General features: G+C 63.0%; 17 protein-coding genes and 1 tRNA gene. 6 read left to right on the top strand and 12 right to left on the bottom strand.

The genetic code is table 11. From position 1 onward, the window contains the following. Window positions 1–150: 150 nt before the first annotated feature. The 6 genes from fghA to ACOZK4_RS21750 form a co-directional block, all read right to left on the bottom strand. On the bottom strand, window positions 151–987 hold the full coding sequence (gene fghA, locus ACOZK4_RS21725; RefSeq protein WP_421593736.1) for an S-formylglutathione hydrolase: 837 nt from the start codon (window positions 985–987) through the stop codon (window positions 151–153). Between the two features lie 18 nt (window positions 988–1,005). Further along, complete coding sequence (locus ACOZK4_RS21730) at window positions 1,006–1,662, bottom strand: DUF1345 domain-containing protein (RefSeq protein ID WP_421593738.1); 657 nt, start codon at window positions 1,660–1,662, stop codon at window positions 1,006–1,008. Then, window positions 1,659–2,132, bottom strand: a complete 474-nt coding sequence (locus tag ACOZK4_RS21735; protein ID WP_313528240.1) for a YaiI/YqxD family protein — start codon at window positions 2,130–2,132, stop codon at window positions 1,659–1,661. Before ACOZK4_RS21735 ends, ACOZK4_RS21730 begins: the two co-directional genes overlap by 4 nt. A gap of 104 nt (window positions 2,133–2,236) precedes the next feature. Then, window positions 2,237–2,716 (bottom strand): GNAT family N-acetyltransferase, encoded by a 480-nt coding sequence (locus ACOZK4_RS21740; RefSeq protein ID WP_421593739.1) that lies wholly within the window; start codon window positions 2,714–2,716, stop codon window positions 2,237–2,239. Then, window positions 2,713–3,840, bottom strand: coding sequence for an S-(hydroxymethyl)glutathione dehydrogenase/class III alcohol dehydrogenase (locus tag ACOZK4_RS21745; protein WP_421593740.1), 1,128 nt, complete (start codon window positions 3,838–3,840; stop codon window positions 2,713–2,715). Before ACOZK4_RS21745 ends, ACOZK4_RS21740 begins: the two co-directional genes overlap by 4 nt. Before the next feature lie 82 nt (window positions 3,841–3,922). Next, window positions 3,923–4,327, bottom strand: coding sequence for a helix-turn-helix domain-containing protein (locus tag ACOZK4_RS21750; protein WP_421593741.1), 405 nt, complete (start codon window positions 4,325–4,327; stop codon window positions 3,923–3,925). A 201-nt stretch (window positions 4,328–4,528) separates the two neighbouring features. Between ACOZK4_RS21750 and ACOZK4_RS21755 the strand changes: the two genes are divergently transcribed. Both ACOZK4_RS21755 and ACOZK4_RS21760 read left to right on the top strand, forming a co-directional pair. After that, entirely contained in the window at window positions 4,529–5,434 is a 906-nt protein-coding gene (locus ACOZK4_RS21755) for a DMT family transporter (RefSeq protein WP_409530376.1), read from the top strand. A gap of 88 nt (window positions 5,435–5,522) precedes the next feature. After that, entirely contained in the window at window positions 5,523–6,761 is a 1,239-nt protein-coding gene (locus tag ACOZK4_RS21760) for a hypothetical protein (RefSeq protein WP_421593742.1), read from the top strand. Here the strand turns inward: ACOZK4_RS21760 and lipB are convergent. Then, window positions 6,734–7,480, bottom strand: coding sequence for a lipoyl(octanoyl) transferase LipB (gene lipB, locus ACOZK4_RS21765; protein WP_421593743.1), 747 nt, complete (start codon window positions 7,478–7,480; stop codon window positions 6,734–6,736). The genes ACOZK4_RS21760 and lipB overlap by 28 nt on opposite strands. A gap of 195 nt (window positions 7,481–7,675) precedes the next feature. Here lipB and ACOZK4_RS21770 point away from each other — a divergent pair. Continuing rightward, window positions 7,676–7,760, top strand: a tRNA-Leu gene (locus ACOZK4_RS21770). A gap of 51 nt (window positions 7,761–7,811) precedes the next feature. Here the strand turns inward: ACOZK4_RS21770 and ACOZK4_RS21775 are convergent. Beyond that, window positions 7,812–8,060: a DUF982 domain-containing protein gene (locus ACOZK4_RS21775; RefSeq protein ID WP_421593744.1), complete on the bottom strand. Its 249-nt coding sequence runs from the start codon at window positions 8,058–8,060 to the stop codon at window positions 7,812–7,814. 111 nt (window positions 8,061–8,171) lie between these two features. Beyond that, a complete protein-coding gene (locus ACOZK4_RS21780; protein ID WP_421593745.1) occupies window positions 8,172–8,666 on the bottom strand; it encodes a peptide deformylase in 495 nt (164 codons plus the stop codon). 303 nt (window positions 8,667–8,969) lie between these two features. On the opposite strand from ACOZK4_RS21780, the gene mgtE reads away from it, so the two are divergent. Both mgtE and ACOZK4_RS21790 read left to right on the top strand, forming a co-directional pair. Then, on the top strand, window positions 8,970–10,406 hold the full coding sequence (gene mgtE / locus ACOZK4_RS21785) for a magnesium transporter (RefSeq protein ID WP_313531151.1): 1,437 nt from the start codon (window positions 8,970–8,972) through the stop codon (window positions 10,404–10,406). A 64-nt stretch (window positions 10,407–10,470) separates the two neighbouring features. After that, window positions 10,471–10,857 (top strand): MerR family DNA-binding transcriptional regulator, encoded by a 387-nt coding sequence (locus ACOZK4_RS21790; protein ID WP_313531149.1) that lies wholly within the window; start codon window positions 10,471–10,473, stop codon window positions 10,855–10,857. A 63-nt stretch (window positions 10,858–10,920) separates the two neighbouring features. On the opposite strand, the gene ACOZK4_RS21795 is transcribed toward ACOZK4_RS21790, so the two are convergent. The 3 genes from ACOZK4_RS21795 to ACOZK4_RS21805 form a co-directional block, all read right to left on the bottom strand. Continuing rightward, window positions 10,921–11,394, bottom strand: a complete 474-nt coding sequence (locus ACOZK4_RS21795) for a methyltransferase family protein (RefSeq protein ID WP_421593746.1) — start codon at window positions 11,392–11,394, stop codon at window positions 10,921–10,923. A 5-nt stretch (window positions 11,395–11,399) separates the two neighbouring features. Continuing rightward, the gene (locus ACOZK4_RS21800; RefSeq protein WP_421593747.1) at window positions 11,400–12,419 is read right to left on the bottom strand and encodes a DUF1624 domain-containing protein; all 1,020 of its coding nucleotides are present in this window, start codon (window positions 12,417–12,419) and stop codon (window positions 11,400–11,402) included. 106 nt (window positions 12,420–12,525) lie between these two features. Next, window positions 12,526–13,215 (bottom strand): DUF599 domain-containing protein, encoded by a 690-nt coding sequence (locus ACOZK4_RS21805; protein ID WP_421593748.1) that lies wholly within the window; start codon window positions 13,213–13,215, stop codon window positions 12,526–12,528. A gap of 574 nt (window positions 13,216–13,789) precedes the next feature. Here ACOZK4_RS21805 and ACOZK4_RS21810 point away from each other — a divergent pair. Next, window positions 13,790–15,190: an L-serine ammonia-lyase gene (locus tag ACOZK4_RS21810; RefSeq protein ID WP_421593749.1), complete on the top strand. Its 1,401-nt coding sequence runs from the start codon at window positions 13,790–13,792 to the stop codon at window positions 15,188–15,190. Window positions 15,191–15,223: the final 33 nt, after the last annotated feature.

Here is a 15,223-nt window from a genome sequence, read left to right on the forward strand (position 1 = left end):
CCGTTTCAAGGGAGCGAGGCCGTCCCCGCGATCGTGACCGGGATTGTCCCGGCGGTAGCCGTCTACCAAGTGCGACTATTGCCCAGGGAGAACTTAAGGGCAAGGGCAGGGGCGGCATGTCAGCCATGCGCCCCCGCCATAGCATTGCAGTTACGCGCCGAGGCGTTCGGCATGCCACTTCAGGTGCTCGTCCATGAAGGTCGATATGAAGTAGTAGGAATGATCGTACCGCTCGTGCATGCGCAGCGTCAGCTTGATGTCCGTGTCCTTGATCGCCTCTTCGAAAAGCCAGGGGCGCAGGCCGTTGTCCAGGAAGCCGTCGGCCTTGCCCTGGTCGATCAGGAATTCCGGGAAGCGGGCACCGTCCGCGACGAGCGCGCAGGCATCGTATTCGCGCCAGGCCGCTTTGTCGGCCCCGAGATACTTTTCGAAGGCCGGCATCGACCAGTCGGCGCTGGAGGGCGCGACGATCGGTGCGAAGGCCGAGCAGCTCCTGAAACGGTCCGGGTGCTTCAGCGCGATGGTCATCGCGCCATGGCCGCCCATCGAATGGCCGAAAATGCCCTGACGGTCCATATCCATGCGGAAATGCTGGCGCAGGTAGTTCGGCAGCTCCTCGGTAACGTAGCTGTACATCTGGTAGTTTTCCGCCCAGGGCGCTTGCGTGGCGTCGAGGTAGAAGCCGGCGCCCTTGCCCATCTGCCAGTTGGTCAGCTCATCCGGCACGTCGTTGCCGCGCGGGCTGGTGTCGGGGCAGACCACGATCAGGCCGAGCTCAGCGGCCATGCGGCGGTACTCGCCCTTTTCCATCACGTTGGCATGGGTGCAGGTGAGGCCGGAGAGATACCAGAGCACGGGACGCGGCTCCTTGATCGCCTGCGGCGGCACGAAGACGGCGAAGGTCATCTCGGTCTTGCAGGCTTCGGAATCATGGGCGAACACACCCTGCATGCCGCCGAAGGCGGTGTTCTGGGAAAGCACTTTCATCAAAAACTCCGATTGTTTTCAGGATGCGAGCGACACCGCCACGTTAACCGCGGCGGCGACCAGCACCGTGTTGAAGAAGAAAGAAACCACGGCATGCAGCAGATTGACCTTGCGCATCGCCGTGGAGGTGATCGCGACGTCGGAGGTCTGCGCCGTCATGCCGATCACAAAGGCGAAATAGAGAAAATCATAGGCGCCGGGCGGCGCCTTGCCGGGAAAATCGAGGCTGCGACCGACGTCGTCGCTTTCCTCCGTGCTGCCAGGGCGCCAGTAGAGATGCGCATAGTGCAGCGCCGCCATAGTGTGAATGGTGAACCAGCCGAGGGCCACCGAGGCAACGGCGAGCACGAATTCGATGCCTGAGGCGGAGACTTCATTCAGCACGACGAATAGCGAACCTGTCGCGACGGCGACTGCGAGGAAGGTGACGGCGAAGATGATCGCGACCGGTTCGTCGGAATCCGTCGCATAGTGCTCGAGATAGGTGGCCGTCAGGTGCGGCAGGCGTATCGCCATCAGCACGAGATAGATGAGAAAGAAGGCGATGGCCCCGATCTCGATGGCGAAATCCGGCTTCAGCCAGAGGGCTGCAACGCCAAGGAGTGCGGCCGTACCAATCCCAGCGTAGAAAGGCACATGTCGGCCATAGGCCTTGCGTTCCGGCGCGACCGTCATGCGCCCGCCCGCGCGCTTTTTGCCCGGCGGCAGAGCCGGTCGAGCGTTTCGAGGAAGGCGGAGCGGTCACGCGGCGAGAAGGCGGCATTGTAGCCCTTGCTTTCGCCGGTTTCGCGCAGATGCGCGCCGAGATCGCGCATGGCACTCGCCATGCCGATATTCGCCTGGTCGAACAGCCGGCCTGTCGGCCCGGTCACATGCGCACCCTTGGCAACGCAGCGCACGGCAAGCGGTACATCGGCCGTTATGGCGATATCGCCCTCGAGGATGTTGTCGGCGATCCAATTGTCGGCCGCGTCGAAGGCGCCGGAGACGATGACGTTCTTCACCATCGGGTCGCGCGAGGGCCGAAGGCCCGAATTGGCGACGAACGTCACCGGCAGGCCATGGCGTTCGCCGACCTTCAGGATTTCCGGCTTCACCGGGCAGGCGTCAGCATCGACATAGATGGTTGGTGGCGTGTCAGTCATCGAAGTATCAGGAATAGTCCTCTCCGCGTTCCAAAGGATGTCTAGATCTTTTCGGCTGGCAAGAACATATCCCGGATGTCGTGCGGCAGCTGGCGCGTTGGCATTCAAGCCGACGCTCGATTGTTCTCGACAGGCCGCACCATGTCGATATGTGGAATGCCGTCCTCGACATATTCCTCGGAAATCGGCGTGAAGCCGAGCGCCTTGTAGAAGCGCTCCAGATAGCTCTGGGCCGAAAGTTCGATCGCCATACCCGGAAAATGGTTTTCGCAAGCGCGGATGGCTTCGCGCATGATCGTTTCTCCCAGTCCCTTGCCGCGGTGGCCGGGCGCGACGAGCACGCGGCCGATGCGCGGTGCCGCGCCATTTTCCGGCGGCAGCAGCCGCGCATAGGCGGCGGTATCGCCGTCGATCAAAAGCCGCAGGTGGAGCGCGTCGACATCCTTGCCGTCCAGCTCCGGATAGGCGCAGGCCTGCTCGACCACAAAGACCGAAACACGCAATGTCAGCAATGCATAAAGCTCGATGGCGGAGAACGTTTCCATCCTCCGCACATCGATGCTGTAGGGCGTCTGCGTGCTCAATAGATGACCACGCCGCGGATCGATTCACCCTTGTGCATGAGCTCGAAGCCCTTGTTGATGTCCTCGAGCGGCATCGTATGCGTGATCATCGGGTCGATCTGGATCTTGCCGTCCATGTACCAGTCGACGATCTTGGGAACATCCGTGCGGCCGCGCGCGCCGCCGAAGGCGGTGCCCATCCAGTTGCGGCCGGTGACGAGCTGGAACGGACGCGTCGAGATCTCCTGGCCCGCGCCGGCAACGCCGATGATGACCGATTTGCCCCAGCCGCGATGCGAGCTTTCCAGCGCCTGACGCATCACCTTGGTGTTGCCCGTGCAGTCGAACGTGTAGTCCGCGCCGCCGATCAGGTCGCCGCCCCGCTTCGTCATGTTGACGAGATAGGGCACGATGTCGTCGCCGACCTCCTTCGGATTGACGAAATGCGTCATACCGAACTTCTCGCCCCAGGCCTTGCGGTCGGGGTTGATATCGACGCCGATGATCATGTCCGCACCTGCAAGGCGCAGGCCCTGCAGCACGTTGAGGCCGATGCCGCCGAGGCCGAAGACGATCGCCGTCGAGCCGATCTCGACCTTGGCCGTGTTGATCACGGCGCCGATGCCGGTCGTGACACCGCAGCCGATGTAGCAGACCTTGTCGAAGGGCGCGTCCGGATTGATCTTGGCGAGCGCGATCTCCGGCAGAACGGTGAAGTTCGAGAAGGTCGAGCAGCCCATATAGTGGTGGATCTTGTCCTTGCCTATCGAGAAGCGCGAGGTGCCGTCGGGCATCAGGCCCTGGCCCTGGGTGGCGCGGATCGAGGTGCAGAGATTGGTCTTGCGGCTGGTGCAGGAATAACATTCGCGGCATTCCGGCGTGTAGAGCGGAATGACGTGGTCGCCTTTCTTGACGGAGGTGACGCCCGGACCGACATCGACGACGATGCCGGCACCCTCATGGCCGAGGATGGCCGGGAACAGGCCTTCCGGGTCGGCGCCCGAGAGCGTGAAGTCGTCGGTGTGGCAGATGCCCGTCGCCTTCACTTCGACCAGCACTTCGCCGGCGCGCGGGCCTTCGAGCTGTACGGTCATGATTTCAAGCGGTTTTCCGGCCTGAACGGCAACGGCGGCGCGTACGTCCATTTTCGTCTCCCTATACGGATTCTGTGTTGGCCGGACCATTGCAGAGCCGGTCCGGCGCCTCAAGTGCGTGAAGCGGAAAAAATCAGCCCTGATCTGTTTTGATCAATTTCGCGACCTCGGCTTCGAGCGCGGCTATCGCCTTGCCCGTCTGGTCGTGCAACTGATGGATCTCGCGCAGCTGCCGCAGCAGCGGGTGCAGATACTCGTCGCCGGATGGATCGGCGGGTGCCTCGCCGATGCCGGCGATCAGCCAGGAGGGCGACACCGACAGCACGCCGGCCAGCATGAACAGAGCCTTGGTATCCGGCTCGGCATGGTCCCGTTCCCAGCCGCTGACGGTCTCTTCGGGAAGCCCGAGCCGGGAGGCGAGGCCGGCAAGGTCGAGACCCAGCGCATCGCGGGCGCGCCAGATGCGCCCGCCGAGCGTATCGCCGTCGGCGCGGCCCGAGGGGAAGGGGATGGTGTTGCTCTCGCCGGGAAAGGTCATCGCGGCCTCCATTTCTTCTTGTCGCCAGTCTACAGGCAAGCCGGTGGCCGGTGCTACCTCAAATGCGCCGTGCCGCGCCGCCCGCACAGGACAGATTTCCGGCATTGCCAGCCGGCGCAAAAGGACTATGCAGGGGGCGAACGAAGGAGAAGTCCGATGAATGCCACGGCCAGCGCCACCGACAGCACCAGTGGAAACACGATGCAGGGCGTCGTGCTGATGGCCGTCGCCATGCTGCTTCTGCCCTGCATGGATGCTATCGCCAAATACATGGCGAATTTCGTCGGCATGTCGCCGGGACAGGTGACGTTCTACCGCTTCTTCTTCCAGGTCCTCTGCACGGTTCCGCTGATCTTCACCGCCGGGGGCAGCGCCATGCTGCGGCCGAAGCGGCCATGGATGAACCTGCTGCGCGGCGCGATCCACGGCGCGGCGAGCCTGCTGTTTTTCGCGGCTGTCAAATACATGCCGCTTGCCGACGTCTTCGCGATCTATTTCGTCGAGCCGTTCATCCTCACCGCGATGTCCGCTGCTTTCCTCGGCGACAAGGTCGGTTGGAGGCGCTGGCTTGCCATCATGGTCGGTTTCGGCGGCGCGCTGATCGTTATCCAGCCGAGCTTCATTCTCTTCGGCTGGACGGCGCTGCTGCCGGTCGCCTGCGCCTTCCTCTATTCCATCTATCTCTTCATGAACCGCGCCATAGGTGAGGCCGACTCACCGCTGACCATGCAGACCATCGCCGGGTTCGGCGGGACGATCCTGATGGGGGCTGCGCTCTTTTTCGGAAACACGGCCGGCATTGCCGATTTCGCGCCCTCGCTGCCGCCGTCGCTCTTCACGCTTTTGCTCCTGGTCATCCTTGGGGCGCTTTCCGGCTATGCGCATATGCTCGTGGTGCGCGCCTTCCGCATGGCGCCGCTCTCGCTGCTTGCCCCATTCCAGTATTTCGAGATCATCTCGGCGACCGTGCTCGGCTACGCGATCTTCGGCGATTTTCCGACGCCATCGAAATGGCTCGGCATCGCCATCATCGTCGCCTCCGGCCTCTTCATCATCTGGCGCGAACACAAGGCCCGCAAGCTGACGGCAACGGCCGCCTTCGACTGACGATCCCGCTTGAAGCGCGATTCTTAATATTTGTTAGTATCTTGCCGGTAACCTTGTGCTTCCTGTCATGAAGACCGGGGAGGACGACATGTCGACATCGCTTTCGATGTTCCTGCTTGTGGCGATCAATCTCGGCCTGATCTGGCTCTTGATTGCTGCACCCGTTGGCCGCCGCACACTGCATCTGACCCGCGTCTTCAAAGCCCCGCCGAGCCGTATCGCCGCCCTTATCAGCCCGCTTGGTGCGGACGCCAACTGGCATCCCTCCGTCGTCTCCAGCGAACGGCTCTCCGCCGCTCGCGTTCGGCAGACGCTCTCCCATCCGGATCGTCACGGCGTCCCGATCACGCGCACGCTGGAGGTTCATGAGGCACAGGATGCGGACGACCTGGCCTGCGAGACGCGGGTGGTCGACGACAGCGCGCTCGATGCCTCTTTCTGGAAAAACTATGTCGAGCGACGATTCCTGCGTCCTGTGCCGGGCGGCACGGCGCTGACCGTCGAACAGACCGACCGCTATCGCGGCGTCGCCTTTCTGCTTTTCCGCTATATCCAGCTGCGCCGGGAAATGAAGGCGCTCGACCAGTGGCTGGCGACGGGCAAGGGCGACATGAGTGGCGTCCTCGAAAGCGGATGGACCCAGGCGGGTCTTGCTGTGCTGTCCACGCTGCTGCTCTGGCCGTTCTTCGGGCTCAGCACCCAGGGGCTGCTGCTATCCACCATGCTGACGGTCGTCATCGTCCTGCACGAGCTCGGCCATATGGCCGCTTACCGCGCCTTCGGCCACGGGCGGGTGCGCATGATTTTCGTGCCGCTGCTCGGCGGTATCGCCGTGGGCGGCAGGCCCTACAACTCCCATTTCGAGGTCGCGGTCTGCGCGCTGATGGGGGCGGGCATGTCGGCCTTCCTCGTGCCGCCGCTGATTGCGCTTTATGACGGCGGCGTGATGGGGCGCGGCCTTCTGGTCTTCTTGCTCATTCTCGGCGCCTTCAACCTGCTGAACCTGTTGCCCATGCATCGATTCGACGGTGGTCAGGTGCTGCGGCAGGTCTTTTCAACACGCACCAGCCTGCTGATGGCGAGTTTCCTGGTGACGCTGGTAATCCTCTGGATCGGCTGGCGCGTCGGCCTGCCGGTGCGCATGCTGGTTGCCGGCCTCGCCGTCTTCACCGTGCTCAGTCTTCTCGGCGCTGGTGGCGTCAAGCCTCGCATGGCGCTCGATCCGATGACCCCGCCGCAACGTCTGCTGGCCGGGTTTGGCCTCTATTCCGCGCTGGTGCTGCACGGCTATGCGATCGTCTATGCCTGCGACAGGCTTCTGGGCTGACAGTCGACATCGGAAACCGTCGGGCCGAACACGCGTTCGAACGAATCGCGGATGCGTATGTCCACATCGCTCATCATGACGGGCAGGCCGAGATCGACGAGGCTGGTCACGCCGTAGCCGCGGATGCCGCAGGGCACGATGCCGGAAAAATGCTCGAGATCCGGATCGACGTTCAGCGAGAAGCCGTGAAAGCTCACCCAGCGGCGCAGGCGGATGCCGATCGCCGCGATCTTGTCCTCGGCCGGTGAGCCGTCCGGCAGCGGCGGCCGTTCCGGCCGGCGGACCCACACACCGACGCGGTCCTCGCGCCGCTCGCCGCGCACATTCATGGAATCGAGCGCGTCGATCACCACGGCTTCGAGGGCCGCCACGAAGGCGCGCACGTCCTGCCGGCGGCGTTTCAGGTCCAGCATGACATAGACGACCCGCTGGCCGGGGCCGTGATAGGTGTATTCGCCGCCGCGGCCTGTGGAAAACACAGGGAAGCGATCCGGCGCCACGAGGTCGGCGGAATCCGCACTCGTGCCGGCCGTATAAAGCGGCGGATGTTCCACCAGCCAGACCAGTTCGTCGGCCTCGCCATTGGCGATCGCCGCGGCCTCCTTTTCCATGGTTTCGACGGCCTCGTCATAGGAAACGAGGTCCTGCGCGATGCGCCAGCGCACCGGGGGCGAGCCGTCGATCGCAAGAAGGGATGTGGAGATGTCCTGACGCTGCATGATGGCCGTCCTTTCGGATTTCTTGTGCCAGATATAGGCGCGATCATGCAAGGATTTCAGGGGTTTCAGGGCGTTCGTGAAGGGGCTGTTGAAATTGTTTCGCTTTCCGTCACTTTTCTTGTCGCACGGCCTTGCACCCCCCAAATGCTTTTGCTACATGCACCTCCGTCGCCGCAAGGCAACGCCTACCACGATGCGGTCGTGGCGGAATTGGTAGACGCGCAGCGTTGAGGTCGCTGTGGGGCAACCCGTGGAAGTTCGAGTCTTCTCGACCGCACCAAAAAAGACCCGCCAAAAGGCGGGTCTTTTTGTTTCTGCACTTTCGTATGTTTCAAGACACGACCTCTACGCGTGCCTCCCTCGCCGCCGCGATGAAGGCGAGCCGGGCGCGGGTAGCACTCATCCGGCCCTCCAGCGCACGGGCGCAGAAGGCCAGCGCCCGCTGATAGGCGCGGCCGTAGGTGACCGGCCACAATTCGGCGAGCAGGTGCATGGCGCCGGCTACGTCACGCACGAAGCGCGGGCGTGCGGAGCCCGGCAGCAGGATGCCCAAAGTCTTGTCCCAGGAAATGATTTTCATCGGTATCGTCCCTTGCATTCGCGCTCAAAAATGCGGGACGAGTCTGTTTGTTCCGGCTTCACGGAGATTTTTTCGCGGCGATTCCGCTGTGTTAAGAAAGGCTTGTGCGAATCAGCCTCTGGTCTTGCCGTATTTCTTGACGATGCGCTCGCGCTTCAGGCGCGAAAGCCGGTCGATCCAGAAAATGCCGTCGAGCTGGTCGATTTCGTGCTGCAGGCAGACGGCAAGCAGGCCGTCCGCGTCCTCCGCCTGCGGCGCGCCGGAAAGGTCCTGATAGCGAAGGCGGATGCGGGCAGGGCGCTCCACCTCGTCGGTGACGCCGGGCATCGAGACACTGCCCTCCGTGTGGCGCTGCATCTCCGGCGAGAACCACTCTATGACGGGGTTCACATAGATCCTGAGCGAGCCGGGACCGTCGAGTTCGATCACCGTCAGCCGCTCGAGAATGCCGACATGCGCTGCGGTGATGCCGATGCCGGGGGCGGCGCGCATCGTCGCCGCGAGATCGTCCGCGAGGCCCGCCAGCCGCGCATCAAAGGTCTCGATCGCTTTGCAGGGTTGGCGCAGGCGCAGGTCGGGATAGCGCACGATGGGCAGGAGGGCCATGGTTTCTCCGGTTGTCGGTTTTTTCCCCTTCCTAGCCTGTTTGCGGCGGTGGGAAAATGCCGGGCCTGTTTCGTGCGCCGCAAAACCTTCGATTTGCATGCTATTGCAACAGCTTGCGAAAAATTTTCGCGACGTCGGCTTTTGCCGCTTTCGGCCATGGACCGGGCGGGCACTTTGAGCTAGCACGATGGGCGTGAGACGTCCGTTTTAGGGCGCCTGCGAGGAACCCTGCACTGAAATCCCTGTCATCTCCGCGCCGCCGACATGGCCCTGCGGGACGATACCGACGCAAGGAGCGGCCCGATGGACAACACCGGCGACGACGACCGCATCGAGCAGCAGGGCAACACCGTAGAACACAGTACCTTCGACGGTGAGGATATCTATGCCGAGGACGGCTCGATCCGTTCGGATTTCCTCATGCATGTCGGCGCGGCGATCGCCGACCGCGATCTTCTGTTCCTGCGCCGCCACGTCGCGCGGCTGCACGAATCGGAAATGGGCGACCTTCTGGAGGCGATCCAGGCTGACCAGCGCCGCCAGCTCGTCTCGCTGCTCGGCGCGGATTTCGACCTTGCGGCGCTGACCGAGGTCGACGAGGCCATCCGCCTCGACATCGTCGATCACATGCCGAACGAACAGATCGCCGCAGCGCTCGGCGAGATGGATTCGGACGACGCCGTCTACATTCTGGAAGACCTCGATCAGGAAGATCAGGAGGAAATCCTTTCCAAGCTGCCGTTCACCGAACGGATCCGCCTGCGCCGCTCGCTGGATTATCCGGAAAGCACCGCCGGCCGCCGCATGCAGACGGAATTCGTCGCCGTGCCGCCGTTCTGGACGATCGGCCAGACGATCGACTATCTGCGCGAGGACGCCGACCTGCCGGAGAGCTTTTCGCAGATCTTCGTCATCGATCCGACCTTCCGCCTGCTTGGCGTCGTCGATCTCGACCGCATCCTGCGCACGGCGCGCGGCACGAAGATCGAAACGGTCATGCGCGAGACCAACCACCCGATCCCGGCCGACATGGACCAGGAAGAGGCGGCCCAGCTCTTCGAGCAGTACGATCTTCTCTCCGCCGCCGTCGTTGACGAGAACGGCCGCTTGGTCGGCGTGCTGACCATCGACGACGTGGTCGACGTCATTCAGGAGGAAGCCGAGGAGGACTTGATGCGCCTCGGCGGCGTCGGCGACGAAGAGCTTTCGGACACCGTCCTTACCACCTCTCGTTCGCGTGCGCCCTGGCTGCTCGTCAACCTGCTGACGGCGTTCATCTCCGCTTCGGTCATCTCGCTGTTCGAGGGAACGATCGAGCAGATCGTGGCGCTCGCCATCCTGATGCCGGCGGTGGCGGGCATGGGGGGCAATGCCGGCTCGCAGACCATGACGGTGACGGTGCGTGCACTTGCGACGCGCGACCTCGACATTCACAACGCCTGGCGCGTCGTGCGCCGCGAGGCGGGTGTCGGCCTGTTGCATGGCATCGCTTTCGGCCTGATGATTGGTGCGGTGGCCGGCTTGTGGTTTCAGGACATCAATATCGGCGGCGTCATCGCGGCGGCCATGCTGATCAATATGTGCGCGGCGGCTCTTGCCGGTATTATGATTCCCATGCTGCTCGACAAGGCCGGCGCCGACCCTGCGGTCTCCTCCAGCGTCTTCGTCACGGCAGTGACGGATATCGTTGGATTTTTTGCCTTTCTTGGCCTCGCCACATGGTGGTTTGCGATCCACTGACGTGAAAAATTGACTTATACGTAAAAGTCAATAAAATGCCCGCTCAGAAATGATCGGAGCAGGCGTGGACAAGTTTTATACCATAACCGAGCTGACGCGCGAATTCGGCGTTTCCACCCGCACCTTGCGCTTCTACGAGGATGAGGGGCTCATCAATCCCGAGCGCCGCGGCCGCACACGCCTTTTCCGACCGGCAGACCGTCGCCTGATCCTGGAAATCCTGCGCGGCCGGCGTATCGGCTTCACCATTGCCGAGATCCGCGACATCATCCGCGTCTACAAGGACCCGCCGGGCGAGGTGGGGCAGCTAGAAATGCTGATGACGAAGGTCAGCGAGAAGCGCGAGGAACTTCGCCAGAAGCGGAGGGATATCGAAGAGACGCTGACCGAGCTCGACAATGTCGAGGAGGCCTGCCTCACCCGCCTCGCCGAAATCGGCGTCGGCACCTGAGCAATCCGGGTTTTGAATGTATCGTGTGGCGCGGGATGAAAACATCCGGCGCCATCGTCGTCTTCAGATCCAGCGGGTCGTGCCGTTGCAATAGCGTTCGAAATCGATGCCGAAGCGCGAGAGGAGATGCAGTTCTTCCCGCTTGATGGCGACGATGCTGGTGAGGCCGGACGCGACGATTGCCGTCACCAGGCACCAGGGATTGAGCATCACGAGGCCGATGCCGGCCGTCGCCAGCGTATAGCCGAGATAGATCGGGTTGCGGGTAAGCCGGTAGGGGCCGGAGGTGACCAGATGGGTGGAACAGCGGTTCGGCAGGATGGTCGTGTGGCAATCCAGAAGCGTGCGCATCGCCCAGACGTCCAGCACGATTGCCGTGAGGATCAGCGCGCTGCCGGCGACGGTAGCGATCAGGCTGTCGGTCTCCGATACCGCGAGCGGGAAATAGGCCTGGAGCAGGAAGGCGACCGCGAGTGCCGCGCCGTAGATCAGCGGCGGCCAGGGGAAGGCGAGTGGCTTCATGCGATAGGCGTTCATGATCCCTACTCCTTGAGGTCGGTCTTCGTCTCGGATTCCGTCGTGCACTGCGAGGAGATCGCGCCGATCCGCTCGTCCGTCGTCACATCGATCGCGCCGCGGTTGAGGTCGGCGAAAAGGTTCTGGTCCTGCAATCCGTTCAGCGTGCAGCCGCAAAAGCTCTGGCAGAATCCGGCGCCGCGTTCTGGTTCGCAGGCGCGCATGCAGCTTTTGACATAGCCGACGGCCGGGTCGGGAGCGGGCGCCGGCATGACCAGCGAGAAGCCATAGACCAGTGCGATCAGCACGGGCTGGTGGATAAGATAGATGGCGAGACTGTGGCGCCCCGCGGCCTCCAGCAGGGTTTTCCACCGGACGTTTGTCAGGCCGCCAAAGCCGGCGAGCCGTTCGGGAAGCGTGCTTGCGGCGAAAAGCTTGGCGAACACGATGCCCAGAAGCACCGGCGCGATCCATGGCAAGAGCGGCACGTAGTCGTTCGAGCGCGGGATGTTGACCGAGAGCCCGACCCACCAGAGTGCCGGATGATCGAAGAGCGGTGCCCGCAGATAGAGTGGTGCTGCGACCGCTGCCGCGGCGGCGACCAGTGTGACGATGACGGGCAGGCGCAGGAAGAGGAGCCCGAGGACGCTTGCTGCTGCAATGGCGTGCAGGATGCCGAAGAAGATGAATGTCTCGCGGAAGGCGAACCAGGTGGCGATGGTGATGATGAGAGCCGCACCGCCGATCTTCCCAAGCCGGATGAAGAAGGGCCTTGCGTGAAACCCTTTCCGCTGCCCGAGCACGAGACTGAAGCCGACGAGGAAGAGGAAGCTGCCGGCAATCACGCGGGCAAAGATGCGCCAGCCGCCGGTCGTGGCGGTTTCCGGCTCGATATAGCCGAAGAAGCCGAGGTCCCAGGTGAAATGGTAGATCGCCATGGCGATCAGGGCGACGCCGCGCAGCTGGTCGATCAGCGGGATACGGGCAAGTCGGCGCGTTTGCCCGCCGTCTGCTGCCTCATTGCCGTCAATCACCGTGGTCGTCATGGTTCGAGGTCGCCGCATTGCTTTGGTCCATAGAAAAGTGTCACGCCAAGCTTGCGCCGGGCGGATGGCCGAAAGGTGGCCGGTTGGAACGGATCGTTGGGAGAGGTCAGTCGAGGTTTTCGAGCACGGCGAGGCGTGCTTCCGAATAGAACTGACGGCGCACGAGCACGATGATGATGCCGATGGTCGTGGCGATGAACAGGAACGGGCTGACGAACCAGCCGAGATAACCGATCGACAGGAAGATGGCCCGAAGACCCTTGTTGAAGTGTTTTGCGGCCAGGATGTTCATGCGGATCACTTTGTCGGCGGCGAGATCCGCGCCGGCGGGATCCTTGTGAATGTCGCCGCTCATCGGCATGGCGCCGAGCAGGATGGTGCAATAGTTGAACAGCCGATAGGACCAGCCGAACTTGAAGAAGGCATAGCCGAAGATGATGGCAAGGCCGCCGACCTTCATCTCGAAGCCGGCGCGGCTGCCATGGAAGAAATAGGGCAGGTCGCTGAAGATCGCGAAGACCTGCTCCGTCGCCCCGAGTAGCGCAAAGCAGCTGCCGAGCGCCAGAAGCGAGGTTGACGCGAAGAAAGCCGTGCCGTTCTGCAGGCCGGCCATGATCTGTGTATCGATCATGCGCAGGTCGCGGTGCATGGCGTTGCGGATCCACACCGCGCGCTGCGAACTCATGGCGCGCGTGAGGCTCACCCGGTCGAACAGTTTTGCCCGGTCCGTAATCCAGGAATACCCCATCCACAGGGCGAGGAAGATAGCGAGTGCGATAAGGTCCGGGATGTTCATGAAATGTCTTGTGCCACGGATTCGGCATTTTGCAAGCCGCGGAGCGACCGTGTTCGCGCGCGGTTCAGACCTGAGGCAAAACGAGGGCGGCGCTCGCCGTTCGCAAGAGAGTATCCGGCGCGCGCAACTGTCTGATTCTGCGACAGGTCATGCGTTGAGCGCGGGGCTCCTATGCCGATGCCGCCTTGGTTTCGCCATTTTTCGCGATTGCGGTTTCATAAATTCTTCATTAAACAGAGCCCTATGCGGCGCTGATATCGGCGGCTCGCACGACACTTCCATTCGGGGAAATCATGGAAAGCACCGTTCAGAAATCCTGCTGGGGCGTTACCGCCCGTGCAGTCCTCGGTTTTGGCGCCGTTCTGGTTATCGCCTATCTCTTCGGCGGCATCTGAAAACATCAGGCCTAAATCCCTACATAAGCAGCGCGCTCTTCATCGAGACGCGCTGTTTTTGTTTTCGGCATGTCGCACTGGTAAAACCCGATGTCGGGAGATCGCCAAGAGCGCGCCGCGTGATAACGTAGCTTCAACGGTCAAAGCATGAGCCGGCTGCGGCGAGGAGAAGTCAGGGAATGTTCCTTTCGGTTTTTGATGTCTTCAAGATCGGTATCGGGCCGTCGAGCTCCCATACGATGGGGCCGATGTCGGCGGCGAACCGCTTTCTCGACCTGATCCTCTCCGACGACTGGCCGCGCCCGTCGAACGCCCATGTCGCGGGTATCCGCATGAGCCTGCATGGCTCGCTCGCCTATACCGGCGTCGGCCATGGCTCCGACCGCGCCGTCATTCTCGGCCTGATGGGCGAGCGGCCTGACGCGGTCGACCCTGACCAGATGGATGCGATCGTGGGCGAGGTCGAGCGCACCGGCCGCATCACGCCGCCGGGCCATCCCGGTTACACCTTCCAGCCGAAGACCGACCTGATCTTCGACAAGAAGAATCCGCTGCCCGGCCACGCCAACGGCATGACATTCTCCGCCTATGACCGCGACGACCGCCTCCTCTTGAAGCGTATCTACTATTCCGTCGGCGGCGGCTTCGTCGTCACGGATACGGAACTCGAGCAGATGCGCGCCAGCAAAGCGAAGCCCGGCGGCACGAAGGTGCCGTTCCCCTTCTCATCGGCCAAGCAGATGCTCGAAATGGCGCAACGTTCGGGCATGACGATTGCCCAGATGAAGCGCGCCAACGAGGAAGCGACCATGTCGCGCGAGGAGCTGGATGCCGGCCTCGACCGAATCTGGGGCGCCATGAAGAGCTGCATCGATCGTGGCCTGAAGAACGAGGGCATCATGCCCGGTGGCCTGAAGGTGCGCCGCCGCGCCCGCTCCATCCACGACAAGCTGCAGGAGGAGTGGCGCTCCAACAAGGCGAACCCGCTGCTCGCCAATGACTGGCTCTCCGTCTACGCCATGGCCGTCAACGAGGAGAACGCCGCCGGCGGCCGCGTCGTGACCTCGCCGACCAATGGCGCGGCCGGCGTCGTGCCCGCCACGATCCGCTACTACCTGCATTTCCACGAGGACGCCGACCAGGACGGCATTCGCGATTACCTGCTGACCGCTGCGGCCGTCGGCGGCATCATCAAGCACAATGCCTCGATATCAGGCGCCGAAGTGGGCTGTCAGGGCGAGGTAGGCTCCGCCTCCGCCATGGCCGCCGCCGGCCTTGCCGCCGTCATGGGCGGTTCGCCCGAGCAGGTGGAGAATGCCGCAGAAATCGCGCTGGAGCACCATCTCGGCATGACCTGCGACCCGATTGCCGGCCTCGTGCAGGTGCCGTGCATCGAGCGCAATGCGCTGGGCGCCGTCAAGGCGGTCACGGCGGCCTCGCTTTCCCTCAAGGGCGACGGCCAGCATTTCGTGCCGCTCGACGCCTGCATCGAGACCATGCGTCAGACCGGCGTCGACATGAACGAGAAGTACAAGGAAACCTCCACCGGCGGCCTCGCCGTCAATGTGGTGGAGTGCTGATCGTCCATTCGTTCCCTGTGGAATGCGACGCGG

Origin of the sequence: Shinella sp. M27 (assembly GCF_049199905.1) — a bacterium.
In the GTDB taxonomy this organism is placed as follows: domain Bacteria; phylum Pseudomonadota; class Alphaproteobacteria; order Rhizobiales; family Rhizobiaceae; genus Shinella.